This is a genomic window from Alteromonas algae (genome assembly GCF_049117195.1).
GTDB lineage: Bacteria > Pseudomonadota > Gammaproteobacteria > Enterobacterales > Alteromonadaceae > Alteromonas.
In genome coordinates this window covers 1,685,897-1,705,117 of record NZ_CP185260.1, presented here as the reverse complement: position 1 = coordinate 1,705,117, position 19,221 = coordinate 1,685,897, and the positions used below count along the sequence as shown (strand labels likewise).

The window sequence follows — 19,221 nt, the reverse complement described above, 5'->3', positions numbered from 1 at the left end:
CGCCACGCATAACCGCATAACCGCATGGCGCTGCACCTCACCGGTATAATCAATTGATGTCGACATCGTAGGCTAGTTTTCAGCCGCAGTGTTTAATGACTGAACCGATTCACGAATAAAGTTTGCTAGCGTTTCTGGTGGCTGGGCGCCCGCTATACCCTGGTCTCCGATAACAAAGGTAGGCACGCTCTGAATACCCATTTGCATCCACCTGTTCTCTTCGGCTCGCACAACATCGGCATATTGACCGCTTTCGAGTGCGTTTTTTGCCTTTTCGATATCTAATCCCACAGCGTCAGCTTCTTCGATAAGTATATCAATGGCGTTTATATTTTTACTTTCACTAAAAAATGCAGAGAATAACCGCAACTTGAGTTGCTCTTCTTTTCCTTCTGTACGGGCATAGTGCAGCAGTTGATGCGCCTTAAACGTATTAACCATGCGTGTATCGTCTGCGTAATTAAAGCTAAAACCAACCTCTTCGCCGGCTTGGATGAGCTGTGCTCTTGCTTGCTTACTTTGCGCCTCACTAATCCCGTATTTTTCCATGACATGCTCACGTAAGTTTTGACCATCTTCCGGCATCGATGGATTAAGTTCGAACGGATGAAAATTAACAGTGATATCAATGTCATCAAGCAGCGCTGCCGCTTGTTGAAGACGCTTATACCCTACAATACACCATGGGCACACTATATCAGACACCATATCTATGGTTACTTTTTTCATCGTTATTCCTTTTGTTGTCTAACTGACGGTTTCACGCAACGGCTTTACTCACATGCCTTGTTAGTAAGGGCAAGTGCGGCATTCTCAAGTCCGCTCGTCCTTGTCACCGTCATTATGAGACAAACGCGCTATTAACAGCGATGAGACTTCCTTAGCCCACAACGCGTAGCCTTTTTTACCGGGATGAAAACCATCAACAGCCATAAACGACGCGGTATGCATTATAGGCGCTTGAACGCGCCGCTTTTCACTAACGCCCACAACGGTTTCTTGGGGTATGGAAATCGCCATAATGTGCATCTTGCTGTGCGCTTGCCCAATATTTGTCAATTCATGATTTAATCGCTTTGCGCGCTGGCCCAATACACTACGAAGTGGCTGCGGTAATGCGGGAAAGTTATGCATGGGCGGCAACGCAGTAAACACGATGTGTTGACATTGACACTGCTCGACCAAGTGACAATATATTGCTTCAATATTTTGTCGCCATGACGCAACTGAAACTAACTTAGTTACATCGTTTACGCCTATTGAAATGATGGCAACATGGAAGTGCTGTATTAATTGTGTCACGTCTGACAATAACATCTCACTGGTATTGCCGGTTTTTGCTATAAGCGTTCCTGTAACATGTGTTTTTAGCGAGAGTTGGCTAAGTAACTGTCCAAACAGTGCGTGCTCTTGCGTATTTACCCCAACGCCTGCGGCCGCTGAGTCACCCAGTACAAGCAACGTTACCGCGTCGTCGTTATATGAGGCATCTAGTACTACAGATTCTCTCTCGCCTTCCGGCTCAGGCAACCTAATAACACGCATTTTCACCCAAACTGCCTGTACCACTAGCAAGGGTAATGCAGCAATTATCACGATAATTTTGATAGTTTGTGTGAATAGTTTGAACGAGATCAATAAACCCCCTCTTTAGAAACGCTATTATTCAAGTACAAAATAACAATGCGCGACGTTTTCACAACGTCATTGTGTGCATATTCGACCTACAATGAAACACATCATGATTATTTCACCTACTGTAGATGCATCAGTAAAAAAATACACGCAACAAGCGCCACGTTATACGTCTTATCCTACTGCACTAAAGTTTGCTGAGGTAGACGACACGGTGTTAATACGCGCTGCAACAGCCTCCTTGGCCGACGAAATCAGTCTGTATGTACACATTCCATTTTGTGAGACCCTTTGTTACTACTGCGGTTGCAACAAGATTGTCACACGACATAACGAAAAAGCAGACCGCTACCTAGACTATCTTGAACGTGAAATGCTGACAAAAAAAGCGTTATTCAAAGATAAAAAAGTCATTGCGGTGCATTTAGGCGGTGGCTCACCCAGCTTTTTAAATAACGTACAACACGCTTTCTTGATGCATATCCTAAAAAAGCATTTTCACTTTACTGATGAAACCGAGTGTTCCATTGAGCTTGATCCACGAAATGTCGATACCCAGTATTTAGACAACCTTGCAAACTTAGGGTACACAAGATTAAGTTTCGGGGTTCAAGATACGAACTATGACGTGCAGTACGCTATCAATCGTGTGCAAAGCACTGCCAACATTGCTAATTTAGTATTTCACGCACGAACTGTAGGGTTTACCTCTATTAATCTCGACCTAATTTATGGCCTTCCCTGTCAAACCTTAGAGTCTTTCCAAACCACGTTGGTTGCAGCAAAAGCCATGTCTCCAGACAGGATCTCTTTATTCAGCTACGCTCACTTGCCTGAACGCTTTGCCGCACAGCGAAAAATTGATACCGATTCTCTTCCCTCTGCTGAGTTAAAAGCGAAGCTTCATGCATTGGCTGTCGACAGCTTGACATTGACTGGCTTTGAAATGATTGGAATGGACCACTTTGCACGAAGCGGCGATCCACTCAGCGTGGCGAAACAACAAGGTAATTTACACAGAAATTTCCAAGGCTACACCACACGGGGCGATGCAGATTTAGTTGGGCTAGGCGTATCGTCAATAAGTACAGTAGGTAATGCCTATACACAGAACGCGAAAAAATTAAGTGACTATTATGCCAGCGTTGACGACAATCAATCGGCACCTGACAAAGGCTTAACATTGACGCCAGACGATTTGATACGCCGTGACGTTATCATGGCACTGATGTGCAATATGAAAGTAGAAAAACGAGCCATAGAGCGTAAGTTCAATGTTAACTTTGATGGATACTTTGCTGAGGCACTAGAAGCACTCTCCCCCCTAGAACAAGATGGAATGATCGATACGAAAAGTGAATGGGTGCGTGTACCAACACATGCGCGAATTTTTATCCGGGCCATTTGTGCGCGCTTCGATGCGTATTTAAATACCGTACACTGCGTAAACCGCTATTCCAGTTCAATATAATATCAGCTAACAAAGAGGCGCAAAGGCGATGTGTTAGCTATATGTGCGATTACTGGCATTTAAACCGAGCAAGCACTTTCATTCCGCACTGAAGGCTTAATGCGTCTAAAGAAAACGTACTGATACTTGCGGTGATGCGCTGGCCATCAGCATTTAAGGTCACCCAAGCAGCGCCAACGTGTTCATGACCTTCGGGGACGGTTATATCAACAATAATCCCCTCTATCGCATTCAAAATAGATGACGTGGTATCTGTTTGATCATGCGCAACCTCTATTGATACGTGAGCTGCTTGGAGCATAACGGTCACATCGGACTGGCTGCGCTCTGAAAGCGCATCGGCGTACATTACGTTAGGCGAATCCGGCAAAACATAAATGACGGTATTGCCAACGGCTATTCTATTCAATGGGTACAAAAAGCTTTTAGGGTTAGTAAGCAACGTACCGTTAAGCAACGAAATGGGTGCAAACGTCGCTGTAGGTGCTGCTTGCAAATGCCCGTTTGTCATTTGCCACGATAGAAATTCAGACACCGAGCCTGTAAACACTATACGGCCACTTTCCACATGCAACATGGATGCGCACGACAGCGCTAGCTCCTCAGTATCGTGCGACACGATAACGCACATCAACCCCGTTTTGACACTTAGACGCTTTAAGTATTGAAGGATCATTCTGCGCAATGGTGTGTCTAGCGCGGTTAATGCCTCATCAAGCAATAAGACGTCTGGCCCATTCAATAATGCCCGGGCTATCGCTACACGCTGCGCTTCACCTCCCGATAAGGTCGCTACTGACTGTTCAAGAAGGTGCGAACAATGACAAGCTGAAATAATACGCTCAAACGAATCCAACGCCTTGGTCGCTTTTTTCTGAGCAAACGTAAGGTTTTGTCTCACTGTTAAATGAGGAAACAGCATAGGTTGTTGAAACACCACACCAACACGCGGCGACAAAGTAACACTGTGCTCCCAATGAAGTGATGTGACAGCGTCGGGCTCAAACCCTGCTAACGCTCTAATTAAACTACTCTTACCCGCTCCTGATGGCCCAGATACGCCAATCATGTTTGTCGAGGCAGGTAGGCTACCGTGACCAGCAACGCGATGTTTGAAATCAAGTGAAAACTTCAAACCGCCCCCTTTTTATTATTCAGCCAATACAACCCGAATAATGTCACAAACGAAAACGCGAGCAGTATCAAGGAGACTTGATGGGCAATCGCATACTCCATTGCTTCGACGTGTTCAAAGAGGGCAATAGACAATACTTGTGTTTCGCCGGGAATATTTCCACCAATCATTAGCACTACACCAAATTCGCCAATCGTGTGCGCAAAACTTAGGCCAAACGCCACTGCAAACGATGAACGACACAAAGGAAACACAACACTAAAAAACGTTTCTAAACGTCGGTAACCCATAGAGCGTGCGACATCCAAATAACGTGAATCAAACGACATAAAACCGCTGTAAAGCGGTTGCAATGCAAAGGGCAAGGAATAGATAACCGAACCAATGATCAACGCTTCAAAAGAAAACGCTAGGGTTTGCCCTGTAACAGCCGCATACCCTTCGCCGATAATAGATTGAGGAGAGAACGCGATAAGCAGATAAAAACCCAGTACCGTAGGCGGCAGCACGAGTGGAAGCGATAATAACGACAGCACAGCAGGTTTAGCACCATGATGCCAGCGAGATAACCACCACGCTAAAGGTGTCGTAACGATAATCAGCAGTAGACTGGTAATAGCGGCCAACTTAACTGTCAGTATTATGGCATCAATCACGCTTTGCTCGATCATTGCTTTACCATTATGTTTGCCGTGCTATCGCAGTGCATATCACAAGAAACGGGTTGGTACCCCATAGAAGACAACTGACGTTGAACCGCATCAGATAATACATAATCGACAAAGTGCGCGGCCCTTTTATACTGCTCGTCGGTTGCGGTTATTGCTACGCCCTGTTTTATTGGAGCATGAAAATGCTGAGGTATGGGAGTAGTAAACATTGCAGCTTTATCAACCGTCGTTTCATCCAGAAGCGACTGTGCAACGATGGCTGCCATGGCATTCCCAGTGGTAAAAAATTGATAGGTCTGTAAAACATTTTTTCCCGTGACAAGGCGAGAAGATAAGCTTTCCCACTGCTTTGCGCCCAGTAACACTTGTTGTGCTGCCACACCATAGGGAGCAAGTTTAGGATTAGCGATAGCCAGTTTATCACTGCTGCTAAGCGTTTCACTTATCGTATCAAGTGTTATCGATGGATGGCTAGACACCAACACCAATTTACCTAATGCATAAACGTGCACATCATCACTCGCTATACGCCCTTGTTCAGCAAGTGCTGTGGGACGTGCCATATCAGCAGAAAAAAAGATATCAAACCTTGCACCATGCGTTAACTGCGCATACAAGGTACCACTTGATGATACCGTAATACTGATGGCCTGCCCGGTGTCTTTCGTATACTGCACAGCGATGCTTTTAAGTGCAGATGAAAAATTTGCGGCAACGGCTATACGTAACGTGGGTTGTGCATTCGCGACGAACGTAATAAGACTACTAACAACAACGGCTAACAAAGCAGATGAGCGTTTCATTAGTATCACCCGTTATCAGCCGCATGAGATGACTGCTGCATCCACTTCATCGCCGCATGGTCGTCACTTGCTTTCGCTTCTACCCATGTGGATTCACTACCGACAAATTCCTTTTTCCAAAGCGGAACAGACTGCTTCAGCATATCCATAATAAAGCATGCACCATCAAATGCAGCGCGACGATGGGGGGCGGCGCAGCCAACCCATACAATCTGTTCGTTATTATACAAACGCCCGACCCGATGCACGGCGCCGGCGCTGTTTAGTGAAAAACGCTGCATTGCGTCTTGAATGAGTAGCCGCAGTGCCTTTTCAGTCATTCCAGGATAGTGCTCTAACTCTATTCCCTCGATGTCTCCAGATGGGTTGGCGTCTCTCACTAGTCCAGTAAACGTGACGATTGCCCCCGTGTTACCCTCGTGTTTTTTATTTGCTAACGCATACAGTTGCTGGTGCAAATCATGAGGGGAAAAGTCACCTTCTTGAATTGATATAAACACATTCACCCCCCTGTTACTGGGGGGAAAAAAGCGATTTCATCATTTTCCGATACCACAGTATCCTGGGCGCACAATGTTTGATTGCGAGCCGTTAACACATCACTTTCCAATGCGTTGGCCCAGCTTTCGCTACGCTGTTTTAAATGCGTAATAACATCGGCAACCGTGCAGTTGTTTTCAACGTCTAACGCTAACGACGAGCAGCCGCTTACCTCGCGGGTTTGGGCAAATGTTTTAATGGTAATCTGCATGTTATTGCTTAATCTTATATCGTAGCCAGTTGTATATTCTTACTTACTGTAACTAAGTTAGGCCTGTTGCCAATGCCCCGTTTTACCGCCTTTTTTTTCGACCACACGAACATTTTCAATGCGCATCGCAGGGTCAATGGCTTTGCACATATCAAACAAGGTCAGTAACGCAATATTCACACCGGTAAGTGCTTCCATTTCCACACCGGTTTTTCCGCTTAGTTTACAATAACATTCCGCCTTAATCCGGCTGGATTCCTTATCGATATCAAATTTTATATCTACTTTTGACAAGGCTAGAGGATGGCAAAGAGGGATCAGGTCACTACAACGTTTCGCCCCTTGGATACCCGCTATCCTCGCCACGGCAAACACATCGCCTTTCGCGATTTTTTCTTCACTAATTTGCGAGATAACAGCGCTATCCACGTATAAATACCCTTGCGCAGTGGCTTCACGTACGGTCACAGCCTTATCACTCACATCAACCATGTTGGCCTCTCCGCCTACATTTAAGTGACTAAAGGTACTCATGCTGTCACCAAGTGCTTTACAAAGTTACACGGCCTAAAATCGGCATCTAATTGGCTAGCAATAATCTTTTCCCACGCCGTGCGACACGCACCTGTTGAACCGGGCAAGCAAAAAATAACCGTATTATTAGCAAAGCCTGCAAGCGCGCGCGATTGAATCGTTGATGTACCAATTTCTTCATAACTCACGTGGCGAAACAACTCGCCAAAACCATCGACTTCTTTGTCAAACAGTACACTGATGGCCTCAGGTGTCGAATCTCTGTGAGTAAACCCGGTTCCGCCAGTGATCAGGATGGCGTGAATATTCGCATCTGCTACCCAATTCGAAACGATAGCACGCTGCGCATAGATGTCGTCTTTAACAAGGCTGCGCGCATAAAGCGCATGACCTGCTGTTGTCAACGCTTCGGATAGGTAGTCACCAGACTTGTCATTATCAAGCGTACGGGTATCAGAGATGGTGAGAACGGCAATGTTTAAAGGCTGGCTAACTACAGACATATAAAATCCTAATTTGAACTGCGACATTCGCGCTGACTTTGATAAAGTACACGCATAATTTTTATTGGACACCACTTTATAAGGGTGTATGCCATGAATTCAATAACTAACTGTCATAACCTATGACCAAAACCTTATCTTATCACGACGCTATGCGTTATAACCGTCATATCGTGCTTCCTCGCATAGACCTGAGCGGTCAGGAAGCCTTACTCAACGCGACCGTTGTCATCATTGGCATGGGTGGGCTTGGAAGTGCTGCAGCAACCAGCTTATGCGCCAGCGGTATCGGAAACCTTGTATTGGTCGATTTTGACACAGTCGACAATACCAACTTGCCAAGGCAAACGCTGTTTAGTGAACAAGATATCGGTACAAATAAAGCAGCGGCGGCACAAAAGCGCCTATGTGCGCTTAACAGTGCCTGTCATATCAAAACCATCGAGAAACCCTTCAGTGAAACGGACGCAAACCTTATTGAAAGCGCACATGTAGTGCTTGACTGTACCGATAATGTCAACGCAAAAGATACGATCAATGCACTATGTTTTAAACATAAAACAGCGTTAGTGACCGGTTCGGCCATTCGTTTTGAGGGGCAAATTTTTGTAGGGTTGCCGGGAAAAAGTAAATGCTACGGCTGCCTGCGTCAGCTTTTTCAATCTCCCGAACTAAGCTGCACCGAGGCCGGAATATTTTCACCCGTTGTGAATATAATCGGTACGTATCAAGCCATGTTAGCCATGCAAGTTATCATGAACGTCGGTGATGTTCCGTTAAACACTCTACTTACGTTCGATGGCCTAACCCATGATTGGCATCGCTGGGCGTTACCCAACACTGCTGGCTGTAAGCACTGTGACAATAACTAACTTAAAGAGAACAGAGGTTTTCATATATGACAACTGAGGTTGTTAAAACGCATATCAAAGTGGCACAAAACGCGTCTGGCAGAAACATGAACGTGCCTATTTATCGCATGAAGGGCGCACGCCCTGGCCCAACGGTTTATATTCAAAGCTCTATTCATGGCGCTGAAGTGCAAGGTAATGTGGTTATTTACCATTTAATTCAGCGTTTGAAAGACATGGATATATGCGGTGAAATTATACTCGTGCCAAACTGTAATCCTATTGGCACTAACATAAAGGCTGGCGAGTATACGCTGGGGCGTTTTGACCCTGTCAATGGTACCAATTGGAATAGAGGCTATTTTTTCGACAAAGACGCTGTTAAGCAATTTGCGAAAACGGTGACACCAGAAGAGTCCATCGACGGTATAAAGCGTCGATTCAGACAGTATTTATCAACCGCCATCGATAAAAAGCTGAATGAGCCTTGGGGCTTAGGGTTAGCTCAACAGCTTAATTTGAAACTTCAACAAATAGCGGTAAATGCAGATTTTGTTTTAGATTTACACAACGGCCCTGTGTCTACTCGTCACATTTACATTCCCGAATATGCAAAAGAGAGCGCCCTGTTATTTAATATACCGCACTGCATTTTTATTCCTAATGTGTTCGCCGGCGCACTCGATGAAGCAACGTTTTGTCCATGGTGGACACTTCAAGAATGTATCGCCAATGATTTAGACCGAACCATCCCCTTTAACGTAGAAGCTTTTACGCTGGAAATGGGAAGCCAAGAAGTCATCAACTTCGCTGAGGGCGATATTGATGCGACCAGTATTCTAAGCTATTTAAATGCGAAGGGCCTTTTGCACAATTGTGCAATACACCCCGCTTCGATGGAGCGTCTGGGTGTCATGTTAAGCGATTATAAAACGCTATTTACTGACTGGGGAGGAATGGTTGAATACATTGCGAAGCCAGGGCAACGTGTTAGTCAAGGCGCGCCCCTTGCGCAAGTGCTCAATATAGACGATTTAGATAATGAAAATGGAAGCCGTGTACTGCATGCGCCATGTGACTTGATCCCCATTCTGCATTTTCCGTCGGCGTCAGTGTTAAGTGGCACACAGCTTTACAAAGCGTTCACTAATTATATTGAACTGACCCCCGCACAGTAAAACTTCCATTGCCCAAAAAAGGCGCATAACGCGCCTTTTTTGAGAGTGAAGTGTAGACTAAATAGGTGAGCCCGGGGGTAATGGTTTCACCTCAAAATGGCCTAACCATTCTCCGGTTTTCCAATACGTCGCAAAGTAGGTATTTAACACCTCATAGTCGTTATCATCTGCTTCATCGTCTAACCACTCATTAAACGTCAATAGTGCAGTTTGCATTGCCAACTTTACTTCAGGTGCCGTATCGTTATGCATTACCGTTCGCATAATAGCGTTAAGCGCCACCATCTTAAGACGTTTTGCGAGCGGGCTGTTTTCGCCTTTATACCAATGCACGCTTAGCACTTGCTCGACTAACATTTCGACGTTCACTTTACGGCGTCTATCTTTACTACTTGTGACTTGCCACTCTAAGCGATTTAAGCGCTCTGGATGTAACAGTAAACGTAGTGCATAGTCAGCCGCAGAAGCTGCAGCCGATACAGGGTCTAGCATTAACCCCATCTTTCCGTTGAAGTGCTCCCGGGTGATGTCATCGCCGTAGGCAGTGGGTGGAATGAGCGCTAGTACTGATTCTGGCATACTCAGATAATCTGCCGTGCTGGCTTTTATCAGTTGTTGCATGGCGCGCTGCTGCACTTGCGGTGCCACAAACTGCTGGCCTTTAGGCGTAGTATAATCGCCCTTTCGTTCGTACTCATAAACGAGCCCGCCGACCTGCTTTGCGACCGCTTCAAGTTGAAAACGGTGAAGTAAGTAAACTGGCACCAGCGCATTTTCGAGCGACGACAGCGATGCATTAGCGGGTAACGTATTCAAGCCAATTTGTTGTAATGCTGTATCGCGAATAGCAGAAAGCTGGTCGAATGCATCGAGCGGGTCAGTACCATTCTCCCACATATGCCCATTTGCCGAGGCATGGCGAGAACTGCGCGTATCGGGGTCAGATTTGAAACTTAACCCTGCATTTCGGCCAGACATAATAATTTTATTCAGCTCTTCGTCTTCATCAGCGCTTTGTGAGAAATCTTGATACCCATAGGTAACGGCATGCTTATCCCATGCGCCAATGCCCTTATCATAAGCATTCTTCACACTTACTTTACCATCGACAAGGGAGATAATCGGGTGCGGATAGTCCATTACCGACGCCATATTATTTTCACTTGCAGCAAAATTATGAGCAATACCCAGCGTGTGCCCTACTTCATGCGCTGATAGTTGTTTGATTCTATCTAACGCCATGGTTTGCTGAACCGTTGTGTCGGCATCCATTGTTGTAAAGGGGCTGGTTAACCCAAGGGCAATTAAATAGTCTTGTCTTACACGAAGAGAGCCAAGCGTCACGTGCCCTTTTAAGATTTCTCCGGTTCGTGGGTCGACCACAGAAGACCCATAAGACCATCCGCGCGTTGCTCTATGCACCCACTGTATTACATTGTAGTTTACGTCCATCGGATCGGCATCGTCAGGCAATACCTTTACCTGAAAGGCATTTTTGTATCCAGCGGCTTCAAACGCCTGATTCCACCAGCTTGCGCCTTCTTTAAGTGAAGACATGACTGGCTCAGGAATGCCCGGGTCAAGATAGTAAATAATAGGTTCAACGGGCTCGCTCATTGGGCTATGCGGTGTTTTTTTCGCTAAGCGATGGCGTGTAATGAATCGCTGTTCGGTCGGTGCAGTAATGGGCGTTGAATAATCATAATAACTAAATTTCCAGAAACCTGAATACGGGTGATAAACACGAGGTTGGAAACCGTCTTCCGGTAGCGCAACAAATGAATGATGCAAATGGACAGACACGCTTTCACCATCAGGAGTTACCTGCGATAAGTAGTTACCGGGTTTGCTGCCTTTAAACGTAACAAGCGCCTCTAATTCCGTATTTTTTTCAAAACTTTTCGTGCGAGGCAAATACACTGCACTGCGCTGTGCATCAGGGCTAAATGTCCCCTGTTTAGTATTTGATAACCTCGTGCTGATACCATGGATATCACTGAGTAAATACGGGGTATAGTCTATCAACACTGCACTGTCATCGCTTGCAACAACGGTAAAGCCTGCCAGCACACTATCAGCAAACGCTTCATCAATACTTTTCTGTTCAGCAGCATTCCCACCTGCGGCTCGATAGCGGGTATTAAGCTGCTTCAACATAAGCTTATTGCCATAGCGCTCAAACGTTACCAATCGCGTATCGCCTAATTGCCCTCTGTCTAACCCAATGTCATTGGAGCCCACACCATGAGGTAAGCTGCTTTGGAATAAATACTCTGGATTGTCGTGCGGAACCGCTAAGTAGACCGTGTCTTTCGTTTCGTCATAATACACCGGTATCATGCCGTCTTTTTTGGACATAGCACTGGTAAATTCACTAATGAGAGGCAATGCCGATTGCGCATTTGATGCAAACGTAAATGTAAGAGCGATTAGCGCTAACCACGCTAACTTAACATTCTTTAATCGATAACTTATTCGATGGTTCCACTGAAACATGTACTATTCCTTCGTTGATATATCGCGCTTGCGCTTGTAATTTTAATTGGCCGCTACCGTTTTACTCGCTACTTTACATGTACGAATAACAAGCAAGCCCTACGCTAGCCTATCGTAAGTCTGGGCACTTGCCTATTCCCATTAGACATATTTGTACAATCGTAATCTTAGCAAACCAAAACGTAATTGATATAGTGCCAGTAGATACCTAGAAAACAGGAATGTAACATTGAAATTTGCATCAAGAGCCACTGCCATTTCGCCCTTTCTTGCTATGGCCTACGGTGAAAAAGCGACCGAGTTATCAGAACAAGGCCATCCGGTAATACGATTAAATCTAGGTGAGCCCGACTTTGGTGCCCCTCAGCCTGTTTTAGACGCAATGAAAATCACCCTTGATGATGCAAGCTATCCGTATACGGGAGCATTGGGATTGCCCGCACTTCGCAATGCAATTAGCACGTTCTATGAAACCAAGCACAATGTAACAGTACCGGCCTCTCGCATCGTCGTTACCGCGGGTGCGTCGGGCGCATTGCTTCTTGCCAGCGCAGCCCTTGTCGAAAAGGGCGATAATGTTTTATTAGGCGACCCTTCCTACCCATGTAACCGTCGTTTTCTTAACGCATTTGGTGCCGACGTTACACTTATCCCCACAACAAGCGAAAGCAAGTTTCAACTGACTAACCATCTTGTTATGCAACATTGGAAGCAAAATACAAAAGGTGTGCTTATTGCCACACCGGCTAATCCAACAGGTACGGCTATCGACAGCCAAGCGTTGCGTGATATTGGAGAAACGTGCAAGCGCAATAACGCTTTTTTAATTGTTGACGAAATATATCTTGACCTTGCGTTGGCAAAAACAGACGGCGCATGCGCCAATGCCCCGACCTCAGATTTGCATACCGTGCTTTCTCATGAAGCTCTAAATGACAACACCATTGTAATAAATAGCTTTTCGAAATACTTCGGAATGACCGGATGGCGTTTGGGCTGGTGCGTGGTGCCTGAAAACATGGTTGCGGTAATGGAACGACTTGCACAAAACCTCTTTATTTGCCCCTCAACGTTGGCTCAGCGAGCTGCACTGGCCTGCTTTTCCAATGAGGCATTAATACAGTGTGAGCAAAATAGAGCGACGTTATCTGCCCGCGCCTCCCACGTTTTCAAAAGCCTTAGCAACATGGGACTTCCCGTAGAAGCGTACCCCGACGGCGCATTTTATGCTTACATCAATATTAAAGAAACAAGGCTTACTGCAATTGAATTTTGTGATCAATTATTAGAACAGTATTACGTTGCACTCACCCCTGGCAACGATTTTGGAGAGGCCAATGCCAGCCATTATGTACGATTGTCTTTTGCCACCAGCGATGCTGAATTGTTCGAAGGACTTAAGCGGATTGCGGCCTTTGTTCGCCCCCTACTTCAACCGTAAGGGCACAACGTGTAATCAATATTAACGATGTTCAGCGGTATCGGTGCCTTAAAAAGATTTCGTGAATAGACGAACATTATGCAAAAAAATAAAAGTCGGCCACACGAATGCGTATATTAGTGAACAAGTGAAATAGAACAGGACAACGTAATGAGTAAACAACGAGAATTTGATGTCGTTATTTTTGGTGCGACTGGCTTCACCGGTAAGCTTGTAGCTGAGTATTTCCAAGCAGAATATGGCAGTGATGATAGTGTGTCTTGGGCAATAGCCGGAAGAAACGAAAGTAAACTTCAGCAGGTTAAAGAAGAACTCGGTATCAGCGATAGCGTTACTTCTATCATTGCAGACGGTGATGACGACGACGCACTCGACGCGCTAACCAAACGAACACACGTTGTGCTCACCACCGTTGGTCCCTATCAAATATACGGTGAAAAGCTATTATCAGCATGCGTAGGAAACGGCACGGGTTATACAGATTTGTGCGGCGAACCTGCGTGGATGCATCAAATGATCAATAAGTACGAAGAGAAAGCGAAAGAGACTGGTGCAAACATCGTATTTTCGTGTGGCTTCGATTCTGTCCCCTTTGACTTAGGTGTGCATTATCTGCAGCAACATGCGAAAACACAGACGGGCGACGTTATCCAGTACGTTAAGGGTCGCGTACGCAAGATGCAAGGTACGTTTTCAGGCGGCACCGCTGCGAGTTTGAAGGCAACGATGGTAGCCGCACACAAAGACAAGTCTATTATGGCAGCGCTGATAAACCCTCATTCGCTTGCTGACATGGAAAACAGCCAAAAGCAACCTGACGGCAATAAACCATACTATGACGAAGCCTTGGGCACATGGGTCGCCCCGTTTATTATGGCGGCAATTAACACTAAAAACGTGCATCGTACGAATTACCTTGCTAACTATTCGTACGGAAAAACGTTTCAGTACGATGAGATGTTGATGACAGGCCCAGGTGAAAAAGGCGAAGCCATGGCGAACCATGTCGCAAAAGATAAGTCGCTTGCTAGCGATGATGGCCCTAAGCCTGGAGAAGGTCCGAGCAAAGAAGAACGTGAAAACGGCTTCTACGATGTAATGTTTGTAGGAACGGCAACAAACGGCGATACGCTCGCGGTATCGGTTAAAGGCGATAAAGACCCAGGTTATGGGTCTACTAGCAAAATGATAGCCGAGTCAGCCCTTTGCCTTGGTAAGGATATTAGCCTTAACGGTGGCTTCTTTACCCCAGCGGCGGCGCTTGGCGACAAACTAATTAAGCGTTTAGAAGCAAAAGCTGGATTAACGTTCACCATTGAAAAATAAAGACATTTAGCAATAAGAGACATGCTAACGTCTATTAACTAACAAAAAAGTGCGGCAATGCCCGCACTTTTTTTGTTTATCTATGCTTATGTTGCTGCGCTAGTGGTCTGATGCCGCTACCTTCTCGCTATCCTGCAAACTGAGCTGTTCATGCAAAGCCTGCTCTAGTTCAGGAAGCAGGTCACGGTGACGTTTATGGAGAATATGATAAAGAGGAAATGCAACGATCGGAATAACCGTGTAGTCAGCATCAATACGCTTTTTGTCATTCATCGTACCCGCGAACAAAATATAGTTTGCGCGTTTTGATTTCAGATACTCGATGTTTTTGTTAAACGATCCGTAACTGCCAGTCATCACGTTAATATTGTTTTCGCGAAATAGTGCGTCAAACGGCATGTTGGTCAGCATAAGAATATCCTCACGCTCGACTAACTCACGATGACACTCAACGTCTTTGCCACATACCAGAAATAACTGACCATCCATAACCGAGGGATTAACAATAATGAGATCGTCGGAAAGTTGCGCAAAAGCAGACGGTCTCGCAATATCACCGTCAATCATTTCTTTTTCAAGTAGTCCTAGCGCGTCCCGACCATCTGTCGAGGTAGAAAACGTCGTATCGACACCGATAGATGCGTAAGCTCGCCTTAGCACGTCCGTCACTTTTTCGGCGTCAGGGTGTTCAAGTTGAGAAAACAGTAATGTGTGTCCGCTATCGGCAGGTTGAACGACGTGTTCAGCGCACACCGATTGACTAACATTTATAGCGAAAGCAAAAGTGACGAATGCGCGAATATACACACTGGGCACTTGAATAACCCTTTTTAACCACACGTTAACTACTTAGTTTATGACCTAATATGACCGTACCAGACAGTACTACAACGTGTGACAACTACACACTCAACTTTAGGTGCATAGCGGTATGTTTATACATACCTGAAAGTGCGTTTTAAACGCAAATCCCTGTGCTGTGCATCGGTGAAATAGCCATGAATGACCTGCGACCAACTGTAAAATAGAGGCTCGCGCCTTGTATATCTTTCTATACCGTAAACAGGTCCGACGTGCTGGCTACTGATAGGTTAAAAAACAGAATTTGGCGTTGCGTCGCCGATGATAAACAAGCGCCGCAATACGATTACTGATGCTTCCTTTTCATTGGAAACAATCCGAGCCAAAAGCCGCCTTCTAGTAAAAAGCCCACTAACACGAAGATGAACATACCCGTGCTGTTTCCTGCGCTGTAAGCAGCAATAGCACCAAGTAAAAGGGCAAAAATTACCAAATACCGTAGTAGTGTTTTCATATCAACGCTCCTTATTAACAAATCGTAGAGTGATATCGGTACGTTCGTCTTGTTACCGACTAAGGACACCCAACGCAATGTGCGCTATTCACGTGCCTTCAGTTTCAATTTATCACAACCGCACTATGCATACAGGCGTTACTGCTTATTTTACAAGGTTAATTGTAACAACGCATTTATCGGTTACTATCGTTACACTGTGTATAAAAGCCTTGCGAAATTAAGATGCAAAGCGAATTTTCGTTTTACAAATATCAATCCTCATTAGAAAATAACCCAGTAATGTCTCTGCCGCTGATGAGCAGAAAAACGACAACAATAAGGACACTATAATGATAAACACCAAACGTTCTTTGCTAGCCGCGATAGTGAGCATATCGCTAATGGGCTGCTCCGAGCCGACACAGCATGCTCAACCAAGCGTTAGCGCCCCCACCGCTCAAGATGCAAAAACCTTCCTTGAGAATGCACAACGTGACATTGCAAAAATGCAAACACCAGCAGCGCATGCTGAGTGGAGTTACGCTACCAACATTAATTATGATACGGCTGCCGTAAGTGCCTATTTCAACGAGGTATTGTCTACCAAGGTTGCCACATTAGCAAAAGAGGCCGCGCAATTTAACGATGTGGACGTTGACGATGATACTCGCCGCCAACTCAACTTATTAAAAAATGGCCTTACCATGCCACCACCATCAAACCCTGAACAAGCAGAAAGGTTGGCAAAAATAGGGTCTGAACTTAGTGCTATGTATGGCTCCGGTCAATATTGCCGCGAAGACGGCACGTGTAAAAGCCTAGTAGAAATGAGCGGAGAAATGGCCACACTGCGTGACGCCGATACGCTACTTGAATACTGGCAAGGCTGGCGTGAAGTATCAAAGCCTATGGCACCGCTTTATGCCGAGCAAGTCACGCTGGCAAATAAAGGGGCTAGCGAACTTGGGTTTGCAAATGTGAGTGAGTTATGGCGCGGAAAATACGATATGTCTGCCGACGCATTTCCAAAAGAACTCGATCGCTTATGGTCGCAAGTTGAACCGTTTTACGAATCATTGCATTGTCATGTTCGTGCAAAACTTGGGGAGCACTATGGCGAGGATATCGTTCCTCAAGATAAGCCAATTCCTGCACACCTTCTTGGTAATATGTGGGCCCAAACATGGGGCAACGTATACGATATCGTCAAACCCGAACAAGAAATGCAAGTTCCTGACGTCACCGCATCGCTCAATGCGCAAGGGTACGATGAAGTAAAGATGGTCAAACAGGCGGAGTCATTCTTTTCATCTCTTGGATTTGAAAAACTACCTGAATCATTCTGGGAACGCTCAATGTTTCAGAAACCAGAAGGACGCGATGTACAGTGTCATGCCTCTGCGTGGGATTTAGATGACAAAGACGATTTGCGGATAAAAATGTGCATTCAAAAAACCGGTGAAGAATTCAATGTGATTCATCACGAATTAGGGCACAACTATTATCAGCGCGCATACAAAGACCAGCCACTATTATACCGCGGTTCAGCCAACGATGGTTTTCATGAAGCCATTGGCGATACCATCGCGTTATCGATTACACCAAAATATTTGAAGCAAATTGGTCTGATTGATGAAATCCCAGACGCGTCTAATGATATTGGTATGTTAATGCAGGTTGCATTAGACAAAATTGCATTTATTCCGTTTGGACTGATGGTCGACCAATGGCGTTGGAAAGTCATGGCAGGTGAAGTATCGCCAGAACAATATAACCAATTATGGTGGGATCTTCGTGAAAAGTATCAAGGTGTGATGGCACCGGTTGCGCGTGATAATGATGCGTTTGACCCTGGTGCAAAGTACCATGTACCCGCTAATGTTCCTTACACGCGTTATTTCCTCGCGCACATTCTTCAATTTCAATTCCACAAAGCGTTGTGTGATATTGCTGGAGATGAAGGCCCATTAAACCGCTGTTCTATTTATAACAGCAAAGAAGCGGGTGAAGCGCTTAATACCATGTTGGAAATGGGCATGAGCCAACCATGGCAAAATGCCTTAGAGACGTTAACAGGCTCGCCACAGATGGATGCAAGCACGATAGCCGATTACTTCGCACCGCTAAAAACCTGGCTAGATGAGCAAAATGAAAATCGACAATGCGGCTGGTAGTATCTAAGCACCGTTGCCAATAAACGCTAAGCAGCCGTCCTCAGCATAAGGTAACTGCCTAACTTTAATAAAAAGCGCCTATCTAGATGAGGCGCTTTTTTTAATCCTAAGCATATTTGACGCTTTTCAGAACAGTTTTTTTCGGTTATCTCACCATAATGCGTTTTATCGTAGAAAGTGATCGAGATGCCGCCTTGTCTCATAGTCACTAGTAACCATTAACCAAGGAGGTACATCAAATGGCTACTATTTTAGTAATTGGCGCATCAGGTCAAATCGGCAAACAAGCAACCGTGAAACTGCTGGATGCAGGGCACCATGTCGTTGCACCAGTCAGAAGTCCAGAGAAGTTATCTGACATTTCTCACGCTAATCTACGCGTAGAAGAACAAGATTTAGAGAAAGATTTCTCTTCGCATTTTGAGGGCGTCGACCAGGTCGTATTCACCGCGGGTTCGGGAGGTAGCACAGGCGCAGATAAAACCATGCTTATCGATTTATGGGCGGCGCGTAATGCAATCGAATACGCGAAAGCAGCGAAAACAGCATCGTTTATAATGGTAAGCTCGATAGGCGCAGGCGATCCTAATCAGGTCAATTCAGACATGAAGCCCTATCTCGTTGCCAAGCATATGGCTGACGAGCATCTTATGAATAGCGGTTTACAGCACGTAATTCTTCGCCCTGGCACGCTGTTGAATGAACCGGGAACGCACCTAATTAGAACAGACATGCCCGACAACCAAGACGATGCAGTAATTCCTAGAGAAGACGTTGCTACCGCCATTGTCGAGGCAGTCGGACGCGCGAACAGCGACAACACTATTACCTACCTGTTTAAAGGTGATATGCCAATCTCTCAGGCCTTTTAATGTGAGCTGAACGTACTACGTAAAAGCCCTCCAGTGCGAGCATTGGGGGGCTTTATGTTTTTTAGTCGGCGACTTTAGCGCGC

The 19,221-nt window shown here is 45.5% G+C and carries 19 protein-coding genes; 7 read left to right on the top strand and 12 right to left on the bottom strand.

Going from position 1 to position 19,221, the window contains the following annotated elements; all coding sequences use genetic code 11:
* Positions 1-72: 72 nt before the first annotated feature.
* Positions 73-729: a DsbA family oxidoreductase gene (locus tag ACOJRU_RS07730; RefSeq protein ID WP_421134435.1), complete on the bottom strand. Its 657-nt coding sequence runs from the start codon at positions 727-729 to the stop codon at positions 73-75.
* 84 nt (positions 730-813) lie between these two features.
* On the bottom strand, positions 814-1,638 hold the full coding sequence (locus ACOJRU_RS07725) for an SGNH/GDSL hydrolase family protein (RefSeq protein ID WP_421134434.1): 825 nt from the start codon (positions 1,636-1,638) through the stop codon (positions 814-816).
* Between the two features lie 103 nt (positions 1,639-1,741).
* Here ACOJRU_RS07725 and hemN point away from each other — a divergent pair, with 103 nt between their 5' ends.
* A complete protein-coding gene (gene hemN, locus ACOJRU_RS07720) occupies positions 1,742-3,106 on the top strand; it encodes an oxygen-independent coproporphyrinogen III oxidase (RefSeq protein WP_421134433.1) in 1,365 nt (454 codons plus the stop codon).
* A gap of 49 nt (positions 3,107-3,155) precedes the next feature.
* Here hemN and ACOJRU_RS07715 read toward each other — a convergent pair whose 3' ends face one another.
* Genes ACOJRU_RS07715 through moaB form a run of 7 tightly spaced genes read right to left on the bottom strand, consistent with a single transcriptional unit; the run spans position 3,156 to position 7,503 of the window.
* On the bottom strand, positions 3,156-4,241 hold the full coding sequence (locus tag ACOJRU_RS07715) for an ATP-binding cassette domain-containing protein (RefSeq protein WP_421134432.1): 1,086 nt from the start codon (positions 4,239-4,241) through the stop codon (positions 3,156-3,158).
* A complete protein-coding gene (gene modB, locus ACOJRU_RS07710; RefSeq protein ID WP_421134431.1) occupies positions 4,238-4,912 on the bottom strand; it encodes a molybdate ABC transporter permease subunit in 675 nt (224 codons plus the stop codon). The genes ACOJRU_RS07715 and modB overlap by 4 nt, the downstream gene beginning before the upstream one ends.
* Positions 4,909-5,715 (bottom strand): molybdate ABC transporter substrate-binding protein, encoded by an 807-nt coding sequence (gene modA / locus ACOJRU_RS07705; protein ID WP_421134430.1) that lies wholly within the window; start codon positions 5,713-5,715, stop codon positions 4,909-4,911. Before modA ends, modB begins: the two co-directional genes overlap by 4 nt.
* 5 nt (positions 5,716-5,720) lie before the next feature.
* Positions 5,721-6,173 (bottom strand): molybdenum cofactor biosynthesis protein MoaE, encoded by a 453-nt coding sequence (locus tag ACOJRU_RS07700; protein WP_421134742.1) that lies wholly within the window; start codon positions 6,171-6,173, stop codon positions 5,721-5,723.
* 44 nt (positions 6,174-6,217) lie between these two features.
* Positions 6,218-6,466 carry a MoaD/ThiS family protein gene (locus ACOJRU_RS07695; RefSeq protein WP_421134429.1) on the bottom strand — a complete coding sequence of 83 codons (249 nt, stop codon included), beginning with the start codon at positions 6,464-6,466 and terminating at the stop codon, positions 6,218-6,220.
* Positions 6,467-6,523: 57 nt separating this feature from the next.
* On the bottom strand, positions 6,524-7,000 hold the full coding sequence (gene moaC, locus ACOJRU_RS07690) for a cyclic pyranopterin monophosphate synthase MoaC (protein ID WP_421134428.1): 477 nt from the start codon (positions 6,998-7,000) through the stop codon (positions 6,524-6,526).
* Entirely contained in the window at positions 6,997-7,503 is a 507-nt protein-coding gene (moaB, locus tag ACOJRU_RS07685) for a molybdenum cofactor biosynthesis protein B (RefSeq protein ID WP_421134427.1), read from the bottom strand. Before moaB ends, moaC begins: the two co-directional genes overlap by 4 nt.
* A 122-nt stretch (positions 7,504-7,625) precedes the next feature.
* On the opposite strand from moaB, the gene ACOJRU_RS07680 reads away from it, so the two are divergent.
* The gene (locus ACOJRU_RS07680; protein WP_421134426.1) at positions 7,626-8,375 is read left to right on the top strand and encodes a HesA/MoeB/ThiF family protein; all 750 of its coding nucleotides are present in this window, start codon (positions 7,626-7,628) and stop codon (positions 8,373-8,375) included.
* 26 nt (positions 8,376-8,401) lie between these two features.
* Positions 8,402-9,532 carry a peptidase M14 gene (locus ACOJRU_RS07675; RefSeq protein WP_421134425.1) on the top strand — a complete coding sequence of 377 codons (1,131 nt, stop codon included), beginning with the start codon at positions 8,402-8,404 and terminating at the stop codon, positions 9,530-9,532.
* A 57-nt stretch (positions 9,533-9,589) separates the two neighbouring features.
* Here the strand turns inward: ACOJRU_RS07675 and ACOJRU_RS07670 are convergent, their stop codons facing one another.
* A complete protein-coding gene (locus ACOJRU_RS07670) occupies positions 9,590-12,028 on the bottom strand; it encodes a zinc-dependent metalloprotease (protein ID WP_421134424.1) in 2,439 nt (812 codons plus the stop codon).
* 229 nt (positions 12,029-12,257) lie between these two features.
* Here ACOJRU_RS07670 and ACOJRU_RS07665 point away from each other — a divergent pair, with 229 nt between their 5' ends.
* Together ACOJRU_RS07665 and ACOJRU_RS07660 are read left to right on the top strand one after the other, a co-directional pair.
* Complete coding sequence (locus ACOJRU_RS07665; RefSeq protein ID WP_421134423.1) at positions 12,258-13,469, top strand: aminotransferase class I/II-fold pyridoxal phosphate-dependent enzyme; 1,212 nt, start codon at positions 12,258-12,260, stop codon at positions 13,467-13,469.
* A 150-nt stretch (positions 13,470-13,619) separates the two neighbouring features.
* A complete protein-coding gene (locus tag ACOJRU_RS07660) occupies positions 13,620-14,795 on the top strand; it encodes a saccharopine dehydrogenase family protein (protein WP_421134422.1) in 1,176 nt (391 codons plus the stop codon).
* 99 nt (positions 14,796-14,894) lie between these two features.
* On the opposite strand, the gene ACOJRU_RS07655 is transcribed toward ACOJRU_RS07660, so the two are convergent.
* Both ACOJRU_RS07655 and ACOJRU_RS07650 read right to left on the bottom strand, forming a co-directional pair.
* Entirely contained in the window at positions 14,895-15,635 is a 741-nt protein-coding gene (locus ACOJRU_RS07655; protein WP_421134421.1) for a hypothetical protein, read from the bottom strand.
* Between the two features lie 307 nt (positions 15,636-15,942).
* Positions 15,943-16,110 carry a hypothetical protein gene (locus ACOJRU_RS07650; protein ID WP_421134420.1) on the bottom strand — a complete coding sequence of 56 codons (168 nt, stop codon included), beginning with the start codon at positions 16,108-16,110 and terminating at the stop codon, positions 15,943-15,945.
* Between the two features lie 332 nt (positions 16,111-16,442).
* Here ACOJRU_RS07650 and ACOJRU_RS07645 point away from each other — a divergent pair, with 332 nt between their 5' ends.
* Positions 16,443-18,266, top strand: coding sequence for a M2 family metallopeptidase (locus ACOJRU_RS07645; protein WP_421134419.1), 1,824 nt, complete (start codon positions 16,443-16,445; stop codon positions 18,264-18,266).
* 239 nt (positions 18,267-18,505) lie between these two features.
* Positions 18,506-19,138 (top strand): SDR family oxidoreductase, encoded by a 633-nt coding sequence (locus ACOJRU_RS07640; protein WP_421134418.1) that lies wholly within the window; start codon positions 18,506-18,508, stop codon positions 19,136-19,138.
* Positions 19,139-19,221 lie beyond the last annotated feature (83 nt).